The following is an 18792-nucleotide window of genomic DNA, read 5'->3' as shown; positions in this document are numbered from 1 at the left end:
GCTTGCGATCCGCAGGTTGCGCAGTCTACGCCATCTGCAGGTGGTTTGTCTGTCATCCTCGGGGCCGTCCGCGGCCCCTGTAGCGCAGCGAGGGATGACAGCACCACTCAGTACATCGTCGACAGCACGCCCTTGAGGCGGACGATATTCTCGACGGCATGGCCGGTGCCCAGGGCGACGCAGAGCAAGGGCTCTTCGGCGACCGAGACCGGCAGGCCGGTGGCCTGCTGCAGCACCTTGTCGAGGTTCGACAGCAGCGCGCCACCGCCGGTCAGCACGATGCCCTTGTCGACGATGTCGGCGGCGAGCTCCGGCGCCGTATGCTCGAGCGCCACCTTGACCGCCTCGACGATGGCGCTGACCGGCTCGGTCAGGCTCTCGGCGATCTGGCGTTCGCTGATCACCAGCTCCTTGGGCACGCCGTTCATCAGGTCGCGGCCCTTGATCTCCATGGTGCGGCCCTCGCCGTCCTCGGGCACCATGGCCGAGCCGATCTCCTTCTTGATGCGCTCCGACGAGCTCTCGCCGACCAGCAGATTATGGTTGCGGCGGATATAGGCGATGATCGCCTCGTCCATCTTGTCGCCGCCCACGCGCACCGAGCGCGGATAGACGATGCCGCCCAGCGACAGCACGGCGACCTCGGTCGTGCCGCCGCCGATGTCGACCACCATCGAGCCGGTCGGCTCGGTCACCGGCAGGCCGGCGCCGATCGCCGCAGCCATCGGCTCCTCGATCAGCCAGACCTTGCGGGCGCCGGCGTTCTCCGCCGATTCCTGGATGGCGCGGCGCTCGACCGCGGTCGAGCCCGAGGGTACGCAGACGACGATCTGCGGATGGGCGAAGGAGCGCCGGTTGTGCACCTTGCCGATGAAGTGCTTGATCATCTCCTCGGCGACTTCGAAGTCGGCGATCACGCCGTCGCGCAGGGGGCGGATGGCCTGGATGTTGCCGGGGGTGCGGCCGAGCATCAGCTTGGCCTCCTCGCCGACGGCCAGCACCGCCTTCTTGCCGGAGGAGTTCGTCAGCGCCACCACCGACGGCTCGTTGAGGACGATGCCGCGGCCCTTGACGTAGACCAGCGTGTTGGCCGTGCCTAGGTCGATGCCCATGTCGGCCGAGAACAGGCCCATCAGACGCGAAAGCATGCGCGCGGTCTTCCAATCCTGCGTGGAGAAACACGAGGCCGCGACCGCCGACTGCTCTCACCCCGCCCGCGGCACGAACGGGCGTCGTCTTAGACCGCCCTCGCCGACCCGGCAAGCTTTCCGAGGCTAACGTGCGGCCCCCGGTGCGGCACTGGAGCGCAGCCCCCGCTCCATTACCTTCCCCCGGAGGGGGAAGGTGCCCGAAGGGCGGATGGGGGATGTCGAAGACGAACGCGGGAGTCCGTCTTCGACATCCCCCTTCCGTCATCGCGCTACGCGCGCTGCCACCTTCCCCCTCCGGGGGAAGGTAGAATCGAACTCCGCGGCACCGACCAGACGCAGGGCCAGTGCGGCATAGCGATCGGCGATGGTTTCCGGCTGGTCCGCGCCCTGGGCGCGGTACCAGCCGGCCACCGCCGTGCACATGGTCAGGATCGCCCGCACCGTCTCGGGCGAATAGGGCTGCCCGAACACCCGGCGGCGGCAGCCCTCGGCGACGACATCCTTGAACACCTGGCCGACCCGGTCGCGCAGCGCGATGACCTTGCGGCGTTCGGCGGGCGCCAGGCTGCGCAGCTCGCTGTTGGCGACGAACGACTCGTCCTGGCGCCTGGTGTGCAGCAGGACATGGGCGCGCACGATGGCGGCCAGCCGGGCCGCCGGATCGGCGCCGGCGCCGTCGCGCGCCGCCTCGAGATCGGCGATCAGGTCCTCGGTCACGCGCCCCATGATCGTGCGCAGCATGTCGGCCTTGGCCGGGAAATAGTGGTAGGCGGCCGAGACGCTGACGCCGGCGCGCGTGGCGATATCGCGCATCGAGGCGCCGTGATAGCCCTGCTCGACGAACAGCGACAGCGCCACGCGCAGCATCGCCTCGGCGCCGTCGACCTCGGGCGCCGGACGCTCCTTGACCGCTGTGGAAACCGCCACGCCCTACTCCGCCGCCATCGCCCGCGGCGCGCGCCGCCCGGTGCCGTGACGCAGCAGCATGCCGGAATGCGTGCCGGTCTGCTGGTCGTCGCGGATCGTCACCTCGCCGTTGACCAGCACGTAGCGATAGCCGCGCGCCCGCTGGATGCGGCGCCACTCGCCGCCCGGCAGGTCGTGCACGATCTCGTCCGGCAGCACGGCGAGATTGTCGTAGTCGTAGACCACGATGTCGGCCGGCGCGCCCTTGCGCAGCACGCCGCGGCCGGTGAAGCCCGCGACCTCGGCCGGCAGGGCGGAAAGCCGCCAATGCGCCTCCTCCAGCGAGATCATGCCGTGCTCGCGCACCACCTTGCAGATGGTCTCGGTGGGATAGCGCCCGGCGGTGAGGAACTTGGTGTGCGCGCCGCCGTCGGAGACGCCGAACAGCACGTAGGGATCGTCGACGATCTCGCGCAGGTGCTCGATGTTGCCGTTGGGCGGTGCGGCGAAGAACTCGGTCTTCAGGTCCTCCTCGACCGCCATGTCGAGCATGACGTCGACCGGATGCTTGCCCATCTTCTGGCCGGCATGCGCCAGGGTGTGGTCGAGCCACGCCTTGTTCTGCTCCGTCTGCGGACCGACGATGACGATGTCGGGGAGCGGACCCGTCGCCGTGCGCGGCATCTTGTCCTTCAGCGCCGCGCGGCGCGCCGGATCGGCCAGCTTGGCCTTGCGCTCTTCGAGGGTACCCGTGGTGGCATCACACCATGCCTGGGAGTCATCGAACAGGTTCCAGTTCTCGAAGGTGAAGGTGAAGCCGGCATCGGTCGTCAGGCCCTGGCCGACGACGCGGATGCCGCGCTCGCGGCAGCTCTTCAGCCAGGCCAGCACGCGGCGGTGGATCTCCGGGCGGTGATCGAAGGCCTGCACCACGTTCATGATCATCGGCCGGCCGCTCAGCTCGGCCATCTCCTCGTAGAATTCCTGGTCCTTGCTGTTGTCGCCGGAGATCAGCAGCATTTGCATGAAGCCGTCGTTGCGCCGGCGCAGCACCCTGGCGAGCTCGCGACAGGTGTCGTCGTGCATCACGTCGGTGGGCATCGGCGAGCCGTCGAAGTCGCGCTGCACGCAGGCGGGACCTGACGGCAGCATGCGCTGCGCCGACCAGCCGCAGCCGCCGGCATCCATCGCCTCCTCGAGCAGCCGGCAGAGTTCGCGATGCTCGGCGTCGGTCGGCCGCCTGCCGGCCTTGGCGGCCTCGAAGCCCATCACCCAGATCAGCAGCGGGCTGATCGGCACATAGGGCAGGATGTTGATCGCCTTGGGCGCGCGCTCGACGCTGTCGAGGAATTCGGGGAACGTCACCCAGTCCCACGGCATGCCCTGCTGCATCGAGGGCATGGGAATCGCCTCGACGCGCGTCATCGTCATCATCGAGCGCTCGCGCATGTCGGGCCGCACCGGCGCGAAGCCGAAGCCGCAATTGCCGATCACGACCGACGTGATGCCGTGCCAGCCGGACAGCGTGCAGTAGGGATCCCAGAAGAGCTGCGCATCATAATGCGTGTGCAGGTCGATGAAGCCCGGCGCCACGATCAGGCCCTGCGCATCGATGACCTCGCGCGCTTCGGACGGATCGATGCGGCCGATCTCGGCGATCACCCCGTCCCTGATGCCGATGTCGCCGCGATAGCGCGGGCCGCGGCTGCCGTCGACGATCATGCCGTTGCGGATCACGCGATCGAAGCGGGTCATGGCGCCCTCCCTGCGAACTTAACGAACGTTCGCATGGGAATGGCCAGCGCGCAAGCCGCCGCAAAAGCAGAACGCCCGGGTCTTGCGACCCGGGCGTTCGACGCGGAAGCCTCCCGTATTCTGATTCTTTGCGTCCGCGTGAATTTCTCGAAAATCGGGCGTTACCCTGACGCGAGAATGACGGCTCGTCCACTGAAAATGTGACGGGAGCGGCGGAGCGCCGCCTCAGTTCGGACGCTAGTTGCGCGCCTTGTCGACCAGCGCCTTCTCCTTGATCCACGGCATCATGGCGCGCAGCTTGGCGCCGATCTCCTCGATCGGATGCTCCGACATCTTCTTGCGCATGGCCTTGAACGAGGCCTGGTTGACGCGGTTCTCCAGCATCCAGTCGCGCGCGAAGCGGCCGGACTGGATGTCGTCGAGCACGCGCTTCATCTCCTTCTTGGTCTCCTCGGTGACGATGCGCGGGCCCGAGCGGTACTCGCCGTACTCCGCGGTGTTGGAGATCGAGTAGTTCATGTTGGCGATGCCGCCCTCGTAGATCAGGTCGACGATCAGCTTCACCTCGTGCAGGCACTCGAAATAGGCCATCTCCGGCGCGTAGCCGGCCTCGACCAGCGTCTCGTAGCCGGCCTTGATCAGCTCGACCAGGCCGCCGCAGAGCACGACCTGCTCGCCGAACAGGTCGGTCTCGCATTCCTCCTTGAACGAGGTCTCGATCGTGCCGGCGCGGCCGCCGCCGATCGCCGAGGAGTAGCTGAGCGCGATCTCCAGCGCGTTGCCCGAGGAGTTCTGCGCCACCGCGACCAGGCAGGGCACGCCGCCGCCGCGGGTGTACTCCGAGCGCACGGTGTGGCCCGGGCCCTTGGGCGCGATCATGAAGACGTCGAGGTCGGCGCGCGGGCTGAGCAGGTTGAAATGGACGTTGAGCCCGTGCGCGAAGGCCAGCGCCGTGCCCTCGCGCATGTTGGGGCCGAGATCGGCGTTGTAGATGTCGGACTGCAGCTCGTCGGGCGTCAGCACCATCACCACGTCGGCCCACTTGGCGCCGTCGGCCGGGGTCATCACCGTGAAGCCCGCGCCCTCGGCCTTCTTGGCCGTGGCCGAGCCCGTCTTGAGCGCGATGCGCACGTCCTTGACGCCGCTGTCGCGCAAATTCATCGCATGGGCGTGGCCCTGGCTGCCGTAGCCGACGACCAGGACCTTCTTGCCCTTGATCAGGTTCACATCCGCGTCGCGATCGTAATAGACCCGCATATCTCTCCGCCCTTCCGCCGGCCTGCCCGGCCTTTCCAGTTGCGGGGGTTACTACTCAACAGGTGGGGAAAAAGCCAGCGGCGATCCGCCGCTTGGCTCGCTGGTCTGACCCGCGACGCGTGCTAAGGTGCCGCCGGTCTGCATCCCGGGGGCGAAACAAAGAGTATGCGGTCTCCTCTTCTGGCCGTCGTGGCGGTGCTCGCGGCCGCCTGCACGCCTGACGCATTGCCCGCCACCACCGTTCCTACCCGTGAAATCGTCCTCATGCCACCGACGCCCATGTTGCGAACGTTGGCGCCGCTGGCCGAGAAATCCGAACGCGAGATCGCCGCGCAACCAGCCCTGATGCGATTGGTGGTCGACGCCGTCATGGGCATGACCGAGGAGGAAGCCCGCGCCAATCTGAGCGACCGCACGCGCAACGTCCATGACTCCGGCCACGGGACACAGATCAACTACACCAGCACCGACGGTCGCTCGTTCCTCTGGTACCCTGGTAACAACGCCATCCTGCCAGGCTTCTGGAAAGTGGAGCGGCGCCAAGGCGTAATTTGGGGAACGCGTCAGGACATCGTCCACGTGTGCTATCGGTACGGCTCGAATACCTACAACCCGGTCACAGGCTCCCAAGGCGCAGGATGGGACTGCAGCTACGCCGCCCTCAGCCTGCGCCGCACGCGAGAGAGTGCCACCGGCGATGTGCTGGGCTTGACACAGCGTTCCGCCGTCCCGTTCGTGCTCGACCGCGAGCCAACAACACTTCGACAAATCGCTACGAAGGTCGGGCGATAATTCCTGGGGAGGTGACTATGACTGATAGCTTGAAGCCCGTTGGTGCATTGGCATTTGCGCTAGTCACGGCAACGCTTTCCGCGTGCACGCCAACGGCGCAAGCTCCCGCAACGACCTCCGGCGGCCAACACAGAGCGGATACGACAAGGGAGGAATTCACTGGGCTCGCTCTTCCGCAGTGGCTTGCTGGATTTCGCCGAATGAGCACCGAGAAGCGTGGGTCTGTCTCAATCACGTCCTTTGCCAACGGACGCGCCACGATCGACGTGACAACGGTCAACCGCGCTGTTGCTGATGGAGCTAACAGCGCTGACGTTGAAATGGAGTTCAAACGGGGAATGGTTGGGATCTATCACTGGTCGGAGGCGATGGGAGGGAGCAGATATACCGTGTCCCATATTCCGCGATTGGGCATTTTGCCTACCGCCCGGTGCCCGATCGGCGGCGTTGACTGGTATTGTGGGGGATTTGAGCAAGTCAGGCAGTCAACTCAGACAATCTTGGCCCACTATACGCGCGGCTACAAAGGCAAACCGGTTTCGGTGACGGCAAAGACCGCACCCGGCATGGAACGCGACGTCCAGACGTTTGTCGAATTCTTCTCGCAACAGATGATCCAGGGCAGATAGACCTCAACGGTCGAGCGCCAGCCGAAGTCCGAGGACGGCGAGCACGCCGCCGGTGAGCCGTTCGATCCAGGCCCGCGCGCCGCGGTAGATCCGCCGTGCGCGGCCGCCGGAGAACAGCAGCGAGACGAGCGCGTACCAGACGAACTCGTTGAAGGCGACGACCATCACGACGATCGCGGCGGCCTGCGGCGACAGATCGCGCGGCAGCAGGGCCGCCATGATGCCGCTGAAGAAGACGATCACCTTCGGGTTCGACAGCTGCACCAGCAGCGCCTTCCAGAAGATGCCGCGCATGTCGGCAGCCGCCGGCTCGCCGCCCGCCGGCGCCGCAAGATCGCCGCTTCCGGCGTGGCGGATCAGCTGGTAACCGAGCCACAGCAGGTACAGGCCGCCGCCGATGCGCAGCGCCAGGTACAGCCAGTCGGCGTGCTTGAACAGCGACTGCAGGCCGAACAGCGCCGCCGCCGCCCACAGCGCCGCGCCCAGGGTCAGCGCCGCCGTCGCCACCAGCGCCGCGGCGCGCGAGCGCGAGGCGGCGACCTGCGCCACCAGCACGAAGCTCGGGCCGGGGCTGGCGACCGCCAGCATATGGGCGATGGCGAAGCCGATCAGGCCGTAGGTCAGGTCCATGGGCCTTCTCCCCTTCCCTTCCCCCGGAGGGGGAAGGTGGCGCGCAGCGACGGAAGGGGGATGTCGAGGACGAACGCCGGAGTCCGTCTTCGGCATCCCCCTTCCGCCCTTCGGGCACCTTCCCCCTCCGGGGGAAGGTAGATGAACCCGCCGCCCATCACACGCCGTCGGGGCCGCGCAGCAGGGCGACGATGCCGGTGCGGCAGACGTCGACCAGGCCCAGCGGCTCCATCAGCTTGATGAAGGCGTCGACCTTGTCGCTGGCGCCGGTGACCTCGAAGACGAACGACTCGTTGGTGCTGTCGACCACCTTGGCGCGGAAGATGTCGGCGATGCGCAGCGACTCGACGCGCTTGTCGCCCGAGCCCCTGGTCTTGACCAGCGCCAGCTCGCGCTCGACATGCGGGCCCTCGACCGTGAGGTCGTGCACCGTGTGCACCGGCACCAGGCGGTCGAGCTGCGCCTTGATCTGCTCGATCACCATCGGCGTGCCCGTGGTGACGATGGTGATGCGCGAGAGGTTGCGCTTGCGGTCGGTCTCGGCGACCGTGAGGCTCTCGATGTTGTAGCCGCGGCCGGAGAACAGGCCGACGACGCGGGCGAGGATGCCCGGCTCGTTGTCCACCAGCACCGAGATGGTGTGGCGCTCGTTGATCGGTGGCGGGGTCATGATCGGGGATTCCGGAGGCACGTCTGGGGATGGGCGGCCGCGTCGCCGCGGCGCCCCGCATGGATGGCGGTCGCTCGTCAGACCAGGACCATGCCCTCTTCCGAGATCGGCTTCGCCGCCTTGTCCTCGGGGCTCAGCAGCATCTCGTTGTGCGCCGCGCCGGACGGGATCATCGGGAAGCAGTTCTCGGCCTTGTCGACGCAGACGTCGACGATCACCGGCCGGTCGACCGCGATCATCTCCTTGATCACGCGATCGACCTCGTCCGGCCTGGTGCAGCGCAGGCCGACGCCGCCGAAGGCGTCGGCCAGCTTGACGAAGTCGGGCAGCGCGGCGGTGTAGCTCTCGGAGTAGCGGCCGCCGTGCAGCAGCTCCTGCCACTGCCTGACCATGCCCATGTACTCGTTGTTGAGGATGAACACCTTGACCGGCGCGCGGTACTGCACCGCCGTCGACATCTCCTGGATGTTCATGAGGATCGAGGCCTCGCCGGCGACGTCGATCACCAGCCGGTCGGGATGGGCGATCTGCGCGCCGATCGCGGCCGGCAGGCCGTAGCCCATCGTGCCCAGCCCGCCCGAGGTCAGCCACTGGTTGGGCTTCTCGAACTTCAGGAACTGCGCCGCCCACATCTGGTGCTGGCCGACTTCCGTGGTGATGATCGGCTCGCGGTCCTTGGTCAGCGCGTAGAGGCGCTCGAGCGCGTATTGCGGCTTGATGATCTCGGTCGACGGGCGATAGCGCAGGCAGTCGCGCGCGCGCCACTGCGCGATCTGCGCCCACCACGCCTTCAGCGCCTTCTGGTCGATCTTGGGCTGCCTGGCCTTCCAGACCTTGATCATGTCCTCGAGCACATTCGCCACGTCGCCGACGATCGGGATGTCGACGCGCACGTTCTTGTTGATCGACGACGGATCGATGTCGACGTGGATCTTCTTCGAGTTGGGCGAGAACGCGTTGAGGCGGCCGGTGATGCGATCGTCGAAGCGCGCGCCGATGTTGATCAGCACGTCGCAGCCGTGCATCACCAGGTTGGCCTCGTAGGTACCGTGCATGCCCAGCATGCCGAGGAACAGCGGATCCGACGCCGGATAGCTGCCCAGCCCCATCAGCGTGTTGGTGATGGGATAGCCGGTCATGCGCACGAACTGCGCCAGCAGCTTCGAGGCGTTGGGGCCGGAATTGATCACGCCGCCGCCGGTGTAGAACACCGGCCGCTTGGCCTTGGCGATCAGCTCGACCGCGGCCTCGATCTGCTTGAGGTCGCCCTTGACCTGCGGGCGGTAGCTCTTGTGCTGCGTGACGGCCTTCTTCGGCGCCTCGTACTCGTGCGGCGCCATCAGCACGTCCTTGGGCAGGTCGATCACCACCGGGCCGGGACGGCCGGACTTGGCCACGTAGAACGCCTCGCCGACGACGCGCTGCACGTCGGCGACGTTCTTGATCAGGTAGTTGTGCTTGGTGCAGGGCCGCGTGATGCCCGTGGTGTCCGCCTCCTGGAAGGCGTCGTTGCCGATCAGGTGGGTCGGCACCTGCCCGGTCATGCACACGATCGGGATCGAATCCATCAGCGCGTCGGTCAGCCCGGTCACCGCGTTGGTGGCACCCGGACCCGAGGTCACCAGCACCACGCCGACCTTGCCGGTCGAACGCGCGTAGCCCTCGGCGGCATGCACGGCGGCCTGCTCGTGGCGCACCAGGATGTGGCGCAGGCGGTTCTGCTTGAAGAGCGAGTCGTAGATCGGAAGGACGGCGCCGCCTGGATAGCCGAAGACGACCTCGACCTCCTGGTCGATCAACGTCTTGATCACCAGGTCGGCACCGGTCGTCTTGCTCTCGGCAGTCATGGCCCTCTCCACTGGAAAAACGAGCCGCGAAGCAGGCGCTTCGCGGCGGGGCGGACCTTAGCGACGGTCCAACCCCGGGTCAACTCGAAATCGCAAACAAACGTAAAGTTTGGGGCATCTGAATTGTCCTAAAATTTCAATATGCTGCTGATCTTGTCCGAAGATGTCTCATCTATGATCAAATCCGCAATTATCTGATGCCTGAGCCACGTCGTTTGACGCTTTGCATATTGTCTCGTGTGATCGACAGCAACGCGGACCGCCTCCGCGAGGTCGATCTCGCCGTCGAGATGCCGCATCAGCTCCGGTGCGCCATGCGCCTTCAGCCCGGGCAGGCTCGCCGGCAACCGCCCTGCCCGCACATCCCGCCAGACCGGCCGGACCTCCTCGACGACGCCCGCCGCCACCATGGCGTCGAAGCGGGCGGCGATCTTCGCGCGCAACGCCGCGCGCGGCGGCGCCAGCACCACCGTGCGGAAGTGCCAGCCCCGCGGTCCTCCTTCCAGCGGTGCCTGCTGCCATTCGGAGAGCGGCCGCTCTGTCGCCAGCCAGACCTCCCATGCCCGCACGTGCCGCTGCCGGTCGTTGGGCTTCAGCCGCGCCGCCGTCTGCGGGTCGTGGCGCGCGAGCCGCGCGCCGAACGCCGCCGCGCCGAGCTCCCGCCACTCGGCATTGGCCCGATCGCGAATGCTCGACGGCACGTCGGGCACCTGCGCCAGCCCCCGGGTCAGCGCCCTGAGATAGAGGCCCGTGCCGCCCAGCAGGATCGGCATGCGACCGGCTCCGACCGCACGCTCCATCTCCGCCAGCGCCAGCTCCCGCCAGCGCTGCGCGCTCAGCGTCTCGGTCAGCGGCAGCACGCCGTAGAGAGCATGCGGCAAGGCGGCGCGTTCGGCTGCCGTCGGCTGCGCCGTGAGGATCGGAAACGCGCCGTAGGTCTGCATCGCATCGGCGTTGATGATCACGCCGCGCGCGCGCGCCGCGATCTCGAGGCCCAGCGCCGACTTGCCGGACGCCGTCGGCCCGGTGAGGATCAGTGCCTGTCGCTGGGCGTTCATCGGCGGCTCATAGCACGCGGCGGTGTGGCGGTGGACGGGGCGACGGCGGGTGACCATATTGCGCCGCCTTTGCGGAGAGCCGTCGCAATGACCCACGTCCTGACGCTGATTGCCGCCCCGGCCAGGCCGGCGATCGACCGTGCCTGCGTCGAGGCCGTGGCGCGGGCGCTGGGGGTCGGCGCGGGCGCCGCGACCTGGCTGGCCGAGGGCGTCGCCGTCGATCTGCCGTTCGATGGCGCCGACGCCTCCGATGCGGTTCGTGCCGCGCTGGAGAACCGGCCGGTCGACGCCGTCGTGCAACCCATCGCGCATCGGCGCAAGCGTCTGCTGGTCGCCGACATGGAATCGACCATCATCGAGAACGAGATGCTCGACGAGCTGGCCGAGTTCCTCGGCCTGCGCGCGCATATCGCCGCCATCACCGCGCGCGCCATGAACGGCGAGATCGATTTCGCCGGCGCGCTGCGCGAGCGGGTCGAATTGCTGAAGGGGTTGCCGGTCGCGCGGCTGGGTGAAGCGGCCCAGCGCATCCGCTACATGCCGGGCGCGCGCGAGCTCGTGACGACGATGCGCGCCAACGGTGCGTATTGCGCGCTGGTGTCGGGCGGCTTCACCTTCTTCACGGCGATGGTGCGCGAGAAGGTCGGCTTCGACGAGGACCGCGCCAATCGCCTGCTCGACGACGGCGCAACGCTCAGCGGCAAGGTCGGCGAGCCGATCCTTGGCAAGGAGGCCAAGCTCGAAGCGCTGCAGTCGCTGGCGGCGGCGCTCGGCGTGCGCTTGGAGGAGACCATGGCGGTGGGTGACGGTGCCAACGACCTGCCGATGCTGCAGGCGGCGGGAACCGGCCTCGCCTTCCACGCCAAGCCGGCGGTGGCGGCGGCGGTGCGGGCGCGTATCGACCACGGTGACCTGACCGCACTCCTGTACTTGCAAGGATACAAGCGCAGCCAGTTCAGCCGATAGAGCGATCGATACAAGTCCGCGCTCGTGGCGGCCATGATGGCTCGCTAGCGTGTGAGCATGCTCACGATCGGAAAGCTCACCGAAGCCGACCGCGGCGAATGGGAGGTCCTGTTCCGCGGCTACATCACCTTCTACGAGCGCACCCTGCCGCAGGCCGAGTACGACCGCTGCTGGGCGGCGTTCCAGGCCGACGAGCGCGTGCATGCGCTGGGCGCCAGGCTCGAGGGCCGCTTGGTCGGCATCGTGCACTTCCTGCCGCACGCCAGCACGTCGGGGCCCGACGTCTGCTACCTGCAGGACCTGTTCACCGCCGCCGACGTACGCGGCCAAGGCGTCGGCCGCGCGCTGATCGAGGCGGTATGCGACTGGTCGCGCGCGCGCAAGCTCGTGCGCGTGCACTGGCTGACGCATCACACCAACGCGACGGCGCGGCGGCTGTACGATCAGGTGGCGGAGAACCGCGGATTCATCCGCTACCAGATCGAGCTTGGCTGAAACCGCTGTCATCCCGAGCAATGCGAGGGATCCAGGGTCAGCCTTGATCCCTCGCATTGCTCGGGATGACAGCGGCGCATGTGCCTATTGCTTGACGATCTCGACGCGCCGGTTCCTGGCGCGGCCGTCCTCGGTGTCGTTGGTCGCCACCGGCGCGAAGGGGCCCAGGCCGCGCGCCGCCATGCGCGCCGCCGGGATGCCGTACTGCGTCGAGAGCGCCCGCACCACCGACTCCGCCCGGCGCTGCGAGAGGCCGAGATTGTGCTCGATGCCGCCCTGGTTGTCGGTGTGGCCGACGATGAAGACCTTGAGCGCCGGATTGGTCTTCATCAGAGCCGCCATCTGCTCGAGCTGCGGCTTGGACTCCGGCTTGATGTCGGCCTTGTCGAAGTCGAACAGGATCCCGTAGATCACCTGCCGACCGTCGCGGCCGAGATTGGTCGCGATCTCCCCGGCGTCGACCGTGACCATGCGCTGTTCCATCGCGCCCTTGTCGACGATGTCGACCAGCACGCTCACGCGATTGCCGGCGCGGCTGTCGGCGGAGTTGCCGGAATGGCCGGCGAAGACCAGCACCCACAGCGGCCCTTCGCGGCGGTCGAGCTTGCCGACCCACAGGCGCGGATCCTCGACGCCCATGGTGAAGGCGTGCTCGGCCACCTGGTTGCCGGTGATCTGCCGCTCCTTCGAATCGTAGTAGATCGCGTCCTCGATCTGCACGCCGCACTCGTCGGCGCGGCATTCGTAGACCGTGGCGAAGCCCTGCTTCTCCAGCGCGTTGCGGTAGTTTCGGTAGACCTCCAGCGACGTGCGCTGCGGCGGCGCGAGGTAGAGGATGCGCGTGCGCGGCCCCTCGAGCTTCTCGACCCGCTCGAAGCCGCGCCTGGCCTCGATCGACTTGGTCGCCGGGCCCAGCGGCATGGTGGCCTCGACGTAGCGCTCGACCTTGTAGCCGAAGATCACCGAGCCCTGGTAGCGCGGGATCAGCGGATGGTCCCTGGCGCCGGCGATATCGCGCGACAGGTCGATCTGCGCCGACGCCGCCGTGGCGGACATGGCGGCGCAGGCTGCCAGCATCACGATACGAAACGCCCTCATGATTCCTCCCGCGCCATGCCTGCCTCAGTGTGGACGGTGAACGGCGCGCCGTCTATCCACGCACCACGAATAGGAGAACCTCCATGGCCGCCAACACCCGCATCGTGCTCGCCAGTCGCCCCACCGGCGACGTCACGGCCGCCAACTTCCGGACCGAGAGCGCCGAGATTCCGGCGGCCGGGGACGGCGAGGTCGTCGTGCGCTCGCGCTACCTCTCGCTCGATCCCTACATGCGCCCGCGCATGAGCGAGCTGCGCTCCTACGTGCCGCCCTTCGAGCTCGACCAGCCGCTGACCGGCGGCGCCGTCGGCGAAATCGTCGAGTCGAAGAACCCGAAACTCGCCGTCGGCGACACCGTGGTCGGCCTGCTCGACTGGGCGCACTACACCCGGCACTCGGGTGCCGGCCTGCGCAAGATCGATCCCGCCGCCGCGCCCTTGCCCGCGCATCTCGGCATCCTCGGCATGCCCGGCTACACCGCCTGGCATGGCATCGTCCGCATCGGTCAGCCCAGGGAAGGCGAGACCGTGTTCGTCTCCGCCGCCACCGGCGCGGTCGGCCAGCTCGCCGGCCAGCTGGCGAAGCTGCGCGGCGCGCGCGTCGTGGGCTGCGCCGGCGACGACGCCAAGTGCGACTGGGCGGTCAAGGAACTGGGCTACGATGCCTGCTTCAATCACCGCCGCGAGAGCGACTACGGCGCGGTGCTCGACCGGCTCTGCCCCAAGGGCATCGACGTCGATTTCGAGAATGTCGGCGGCGACATCATGCACGCCGTCTTCGCGCGCATGAACAATTTCGGCCGCATGGTCTTCTGCGGCGCGATCTCCGAGTACCAGGACGCCACGCCGCGGCCCGGGCCGGAGAAGATGTTCTCGATCGTTCAGAAGCGCCTGCGCATCGAGGGCTTCATCGTCTCCGACCATATCGCCGGCATGGGCGAGTTCGTCAGCGAGGTCGGCGGGCTCCTGAAGGCCGGCGGGATCCGCCATCGCGAGAGCGTGGTCGACGGGCTGGAGAAGGCGCCGGCGGCGTTCATGGGCCTGCTCAAGGGCGAGAACTTCGGCAAGCTGATCGTGAAGATCGCTTAATCACTGCCTTCCCCCGGAGGGGGAAGGTGCCCGAAGGGCGGAAGGGGGATGCCGAAGTCGGACTCCCGCGTTCGTCTTCGACATCCCCCTTCCGTCGCTGCGCGCGACCTTCCCCCTCCGGGGGAAGGGAGTGGGCTCAGTCGCGGCGCCCCGACGCCAGCCTTGCGGCGATGCCGGCGAAGGCGGCGTTGGGGCGCGTCACGACCGAGGTCGCGATCGGCGCCAGCCAGTCGCGGAAGCGGCCCTTGGCCTCGAAGCGGGCGCGGAAGGCCGAGCGCGCCAACGCCGGCAGGATCGCCGGTGCGATGCCGCCGGTGACGAACACACCGCCGCGCGCGCCGAACAGCAGCGCCAGGTCGCCGGCCACCGAACCGAGAATGGCGCAGAACCGGTCGACGGTCTCGGCGCTGCGCGCGCAGGAGCCGTCGAGCGCGGCCGCGGTGATGACGACCGACTCGCGGTGCGTGTGCGCGACGCCGTCGATCGCCGCGAGCGCGGCGTGCAGGTTCTCCATGCCGTCACCGGACAGGACGCGCTCGGCCGAGACGTGATCGAAGCCGCGCCGCAGCCAGGCGAGTGCCGCCGCTTCGCGATCGTCGCCCGCCGCCAGGGTAGCGTGGCCGCCCTCGGAGACGATGACGGTGCCGTTGGGCATCAGGCACGCCATGCCCAGGCCGGTGCCCGGCCCGATCATCGCCATCGGCTGGTCCGGCCGGATCGGGCCGCCGCCCAGGGATACCAGGTCGCTCGCACCCAGCGTCGGCAAGGCCCAGGCCTGGGCCTCGAAGTCGTTGACCACGGATACCCACTCGGCGCGCAGCGCCGGCTTGAGCTCGGCGGCGTCGACCACCCAGCCACTGTTGGTGAGCACGCAGCGCCCGTCGGTCACCGGGCCGGCGACCGCCAGCAGGGCGCCGTCGACGTCGGGATGCTTGCCGAGGAAGGCCCGGATCGCCGAGGCGAGGTCCGGATGGTCGGCCACCGCCAGGGTCGCGACGGCGCCCATCGCGCCATCGGCGAGCAGCGCCAGGCGGGCGTTGGTGCCGCCGATGTCGCCGCAGAGGATGGAGCCCGCGATGCCGGTCATGCCGCCAGCCTAGCGCCGACGCGCCCCAAAAAGAAACGGCCGGCCACGCGGGCCGGCCGTGTTCCTTGCCGGTTCGGTGCGGCTACTTCTCGAGCCGCAGCGCCACGAAGCGCGGATCGCCCTTGCTCTCGACGAGCAGCACGGCGGCCTTCTTCTTCTGCTTCACCAGCTCGTCGACCTTGGCCTTCATCTCCGATGGCGAGGAGACTTCCTGCAGCGCGATCTCGAGCACGAGGTCGCCGACCTTGATGCCCTTCTGCGCGGCCGGGCTGCCATCGGCAATGGCGATCACCACGACGCCCTTCTGCGCGTCGCCGAGATTGTACTTCTCCCTCAGCTGGTCGGTGAGACGCGAGACGGTGAGTCCGAACGGCTCGATCGTGCCCGGCGGGTCGGGATCCTTCGGCGGCCCGCCCGGTCGGCTGCGGCCGGGCGCCGAGGCTACCTGCTTGTCCGGCTCCTCGAGCTCGCCGACCTTGATGCGCAGCGTCTGGCGCTTGCCGGCGCGCTGGACCACGACCTCGACGGTGTCGCCCACCCGGGTGTCGGCGACGATGCGCGGCAGCTTGCGCGAATCCGCGACGTCCTTGCCATTGAAGCTCAGCACGACGTCGCGCTGCTTCAGCCCGCCCTTCTCGGCGGGACCATTGGGCGTCAGCCCGGCGACCAGCGCGCCGCGGGCCTTGTCGAGCCCGAACGGCTCGACCATGTCCTCCGACACGCCCTGGATCTGCACGCCGATCCAGCCGCGGCGCACCTTGCCGAACTCGCGCAGCTGGTCAGCGACCGACCGGGCGATGTTGGCCGGGATCGAGAAACCGATGCCCAGGCTGGTGCCGGTGGGCGAGAAGATCGCCGTGTTCACGCCGACGACATCGCCGTCCATGTTGAACAGCGGGCCGCCGGAATTGCCCTTGTTGATCGAGGCGTCGGTCTGGATGTAGTCGTCGTACCTGCCGCCGATCTCGCGCGCGCGCGCCGAGACGATGCCGGCGGTGACGGTGCCGCCGAGGCCGAACGGGTTGCCGATCGCCACCACCCAGTCGCCGATGCGGGTCTTGTCGGAGTCGCCGAACTTCACGAACGGCAACGGCTTCTTGTTGGGTGGCTCGACCTTGAGCACGGCGATGTCGATCAGCGTGTCGCGGCCGATCAGCTTGGCCTTGAGCTGCGTGTCGTCGTGCAGTTGCACCGTGATCTCGTCGGCGCCGTCGATGACGTGGTTATTGGTGACGATGTAGCCCTGCGGGTCGATGATGAAGCCCGAGCCCAGCGAGGTGCCGCGGCGCGGCTGGCTGGGGCCCTGCCCCGGGCGGTCGCGGAAGAACTCGCGGAACAGCTCCTCGAGCGGCGAGCCCGGCGGCGCCTGCGGCATGTCGCGCGGGCGCTGGCGGTCGGCCGCGGCGGTCTGCGTGGTGGCGATGTTCACCACGGCCGGCAACAGCCTCTCGGCGAGGTCGGCGAAGCTGGGCGGCGCGGCGCGCGCGCCTGCCGGCAGGACGACCAGCAGGGCGAAGGCGCCGGCGACGGCGAACGCTGTGGCGCGGACCAGGGAATAAACGCCGCGAACCGATCCCCCTCCCCGGAGGTCGGCCGATGACAAGACGGATGTGATGCTCACGACTAGCCTCCGAGGGTTCCCTGCCGGGCCGAAAACCGCCCGCCGGGAACGCGTCGAAACCCATTGACCGATAGTCCTACATGGGGGGCCGAGGTGGCGCAAATGTGGCGCGGCCGCGCATGCGGGACGAACGCTAAAACTTTCGTGATGGTGACATTCTTGCAACGGTAGTTGAACGCGGAACGCCTTGCCTTCCCCCGGAGGGGGAAGGTGGCGCGCGAAGCGCGACGGATGGGGGATGTCGCAACGATACCGCCGTCCGTCTTGGACATCCCCCATCCGCCCTTCGGGCACCTTCCCCCTCCGAGTCTGTGAATGTTTGGCTTGCGCGCAAGAGTCATTGGTGATTCGACGGTCGGCGATGGTGCGGAGGCGTCGATGGCCGACAAGGAATTGTTCAGCGGGCTTGCCGAGATGAAGGCACCGGAAGTGAAGGTCGGCGGCAGGCCGCGGATGCGCGAGCCGGAGCGCCGGCAGGTGGCGCTGCGGGCGGTGGATCTCGACAGCCTGCTGGCGGCGGACCACCCGGCACGGGTGATCTGGGCCTATGTCGAGCGGCTGGACCTCAGCGTTCTGGAGGACGCCATCGAGGCGCGCGAGCACACGCCGGGCCAGGCGCCGCCGAGCCCGCATCTGCTGGTGGCGCTGTGGCTCTACGCGACGAGCCAGGGCGTGGGCAGCGCGCGGGCGCTGGCGCGGCTGTGCGAGAGCTGTGACGCCTATCGCTGGCTGTGCGGCGGGGTGAGCCTGAACCATCACGGCCTGTCCGACTTCCGCAGCGGCAATGGCGAGCTGCTCGACCGGCTGCTGAGCGAGAACGTCGCGACGCTGTCGGCCAGCGGCGTGATCGATCTCGACGAGGTGACGCAGGACGGCGTGCGGGTGCGCGCCAGCGCCGGCGCCGCCTCGTTCCGCCGGCGCAAGACGCTGCACAAGGAACTCAGGAAGGCGCAGCGGCTCGTGGCCCGGCTCAAGGGCGAGCTCGACGCGGATCCCGAGGCCAGCAGCCGGCGCATCAAGGCGGCGCAGCAGCGCGCCGCGCGCGAACGCGAGGCGCGCGTCGCGGCCGCGCTGGACAAGCTGGCCGAGCTCGAGGCCGAGCGCCAGCGGCGCGCCAGGACGCACGCCAAGCAGGTCAAGAAGCAGAAGCCGCCGCGCGCCTCGACCAGCGACGCCCAGGCGCGCGTCATGAAGATGGCCGATGGCGGCTTCCGGCCGGCCTACAACTGCCAGCTCGCCACCGTCTCCCAGGGCCAGATCATCGTCGACCTCGATGTCGACACCACCGGTTCCGATCGCGGCCTGCTGCGCCCCATGCTGGAGAACCTGCACCAGCGCCAAAGCCACTGGCCGCGCCGCTACCTGGCCGATGGCGGCTTCCACAACAACGACGACACCGAGTGGGCCGCCGGGCACGGCGTCCTCGTCCACGTCCCCGCCACCGAGAACAAGCACAAGAGCGACCCCTACGCGCCGCGGCCCGACGACGGGCCCGGCGTCGCCGCCTGGCGCCGCCGCATGAGGAGCGCCCGCGGCAAGGCCGTCTACAAGCGCCGCACCATGGGCGAATGCATCAACGCCCGCGCCCGACAATGGGGGCTCAGGCAGTTCCTCGTCCGCGGCGTCGAGAAGGTCCGAACCGTCCTGCTCTGGTTCGCCCTCGCCAACAACATCCTCGCCGCCCACCGCCTCAAGGCCGCCACACCATGACCCCGCAGTACCAATAATCCCCTCTTCAACCG

General features: G+C 68.4%; 17 protein-coding genes. 6 read left to right on the top strand and 11 right to left on the bottom strand.

Translation table 11 applies throughout. The features are described 5' to 3' along the window. Positions 1 to 107: 107 nt before the first annotated feature. From KF889_05935 to ilvC, 4 genes are all read right to left on the bottom strand, one after another. Positions 108 to 1148: a rod shape-determining protein gene (locus tag KF889_05935; protein ID MBX3498966.1), complete on the bottom strand. Its 1041-nt coding sequence runs from the start codon at positions 1146 to 1148 to the stop codon at positions 108 to 110. Between the two features lie 264 nt (positions 1149 to 1412). Then, positions 1413 to 2078 carry a TetR family transcriptional regulator gene (locus tag KF889_05930; protein MBX3498965.1) on the bottom strand — a complete coding sequence of 222 codons (666 nt, stop codon included), beginning with the start codon at positions 2076 to 2078 and terminating at the stop codon, positions 1413 to 1415. 3 nt (positions 2079 to 2081) lie between these two features. After that, positions 2082 to 3812: an amidohydrolase family protein gene (locus tag KF889_05925; GenBank protein ID MBX3498964.1), complete on the bottom strand. Its 1731-nt coding sequence runs from the start codon at positions 3810 to 3812 to the stop codon at positions 2082 to 2084. Positions 3813 to 4049: 237 nt separating this feature from the next. Next, positions 4050 to 5069 carry a ketol-acid reductoisomerase gene (gene ilvC / locus KF889_05920; protein MBX3498963.1) on the bottom strand — a complete coding sequence of 340 codons (1020 nt, stop codon included), beginning with the start codon at positions 5067 to 5069 and terminating at the stop codon, positions 4050 to 4052. Positions 5070 to 5258: 189 nt separating this feature from the next. On the opposite strand from ilvC, the gene KF889_05915 reads away from it, so the two are divergent. Together KF889_05915 and KF889_05910 are read left to right on the top strand one after the other, a co-directional pair. Continuing rightward, entirely contained in the window at positions 5259 to 5861 is a 603-nt protein-coding gene (locus KF889_05915) for a hypothetical protein (protein MBX3498962.1), read from the top strand. Between the two features lie 200 nt (positions 5862 to 6061). After that, positions 6062 to 6490: a hypothetical protein gene (locus tag KF889_05910; GenBank protein ID MBX3498961.1), complete on the top strand. Its 429-nt coding sequence runs from the start codon at positions 6062 to 6064 to the stop codon at positions 6488 to 6490. Between the two features lie 3 nt (positions 6491 to 6493). On the opposite strand, the gene KF889_05905 is transcribed toward KF889_05910, so the two are convergent. The 4 genes from KF889_05905 to miaA form a co-directional block, all read right to left on the bottom strand. Next, positions 6494 to 7120 carry a LysE family transporter gene (locus KF889_05905; GenBank protein MBX3498960.1) on the bottom strand — a complete coding sequence of 209 codons (627 nt, stop codon included), beginning with the start codon at positions 7118 to 7120 and terminating at the stop codon, positions 6494 to 6496. Between the two features lie 157 nt (positions 7121 to 7277). Then, complete coding sequence (ilvN, locus tag KF889_05900) at positions 7278 to 7790, bottom strand: acetolactate synthase small subunit (GenBank protein ID MBX3498959.1); 513 nt, start codon at positions 7788 to 7790, stop codon at positions 7278 to 7280. 77 nt (positions 7791 to 7867) lie between these two features. Next, positions 7868 to 9637, bottom strand: a complete 1770-nt coding sequence (locus KF889_05895) for an acetolactate synthase 3 large subunit (protein ID MBX3498958.1) — start codon at positions 9635 to 9637, stop codon at positions 7868 to 7870. A 128-nt stretch (positions 9638 to 9765) separates the two neighbouring features. Beyond that, the gene (miaA, locus tag KF889_05890) at positions 9766 to 10695 is read right to left on the bottom strand and encodes a tRNA (adenosine(37)-N6)-dimethylallyltransferase MiaA (GenBank protein ID MBX3498957.1); all 930 of its coding nucleotides are present in this window, start codon (positions 10693 to 10695) and stop codon (positions 9766 to 9768) included. An 87-nt stretch (positions 10696 to 10782) separates the two neighbouring features. Between miaA and serB the strand changes: the two genes are divergently transcribed. Both serB and KF889_05880 read left to right on the top strand, forming a co-directional pair. After that, the gene (serB, locus tag KF889_05885; GenBank protein ID MBX3498956.1) at positions 10783 to 11661 is read left to right on the top strand and encodes a phosphoserine phosphatase SerB; all 879 of its coding nucleotides are present in this window, start codon (positions 10783 to 10785) and stop codon (positions 11659 to 11661) included. A 57-nt stretch (positions 11662 to 11718) separates the two neighbouring features. Further along, positions 11719 to 12156 carry a GNAT family N-acetyltransferase gene (locus tag KF889_05880; GenBank protein MBX3498955.1) on the top strand — a complete coding sequence of 146 codons (438 nt, stop codon included), beginning with the start codon at positions 11719 to 11721 and terminating at the stop codon, positions 12154 to 12156. A gap of 84 nt (positions 12157 to 12240) precedes the next feature. Here KF889_05880 and KF889_05875 read toward each other — a convergent pair whose 3' ends face one another. After that, positions 12241 to 13254 (bottom strand): DUF4892 domain-containing protein, encoded by a 1014-nt coding sequence (locus KF889_05875; GenBank protein ID MBX3498954.1) that lies wholly within the window; start codon positions 13252 to 13254, stop codon positions 12241 to 12243. 83 nt (positions 13255 to 13337) lie between these two features. Between KF889_05875 and KF889_05870 the strand changes: the two genes are divergently transcribed. Beyond that, entirely contained in the window at positions 13338 to 14342 is a 1005-nt protein-coding gene (locus KF889_05870) for an NADP-dependent oxidoreductase (protein MBX3498953.1), read from the top strand. Between the two features lie 136 nt (positions 14343 to 14478). Here the strand turns inward: KF889_05870 and glk are convergent, their stop codons facing one another. Both glk and KF889_05860 read right to left on the bottom strand, forming a co-directional pair. Further along, entirely contained in the window at positions 14479 to 15429 is a 951-nt protein-coding gene (glk, locus tag KF889_05865; GenBank protein MBX3498952.1) for a glucokinase, read from the bottom strand. Between the two features lie 82 nt (positions 15430 to 15511). Further along, positions 15512 to 17329: a DegQ family serine endoprotease gene (locus tag KF889_05860; protein MBX3498951.1), complete on the bottom strand. Its 1818-nt coding sequence runs from the start codon at positions 17327 to 17329 to the stop codon at positions 15512 to 15514. 99 nt (positions 17330 to 17428) lie between these two features. Here KF889_05860 and KF889_05855 point away from each other — a divergent pair, with 99 nt between their 5' ends. Continuing rightward, a complete protein-coding gene (locus KF889_05855; protein MBX3498950.1) occupies positions 17429 to 18760 on the top strand; it encodes an IS1182 family transposase in 1332 nt (443 codons plus the stop codon). The last annotated feature ends 32 nt before the right edge of the window (positions 18761 to 18792 follow it).

This window comes from Alphaproteobacteria bacterium (assembly GCA_019635875.1).
In the GTDB taxonomy this organism is placed as follows: Bacteria; Pseudomonadota; Alphaproteobacteria; order Reyranellales; family Reyranellaceae; genus JAFAZJ01.
This window is presented reverse-complemented; position numbering and strand designations above follow the sequence as displayed.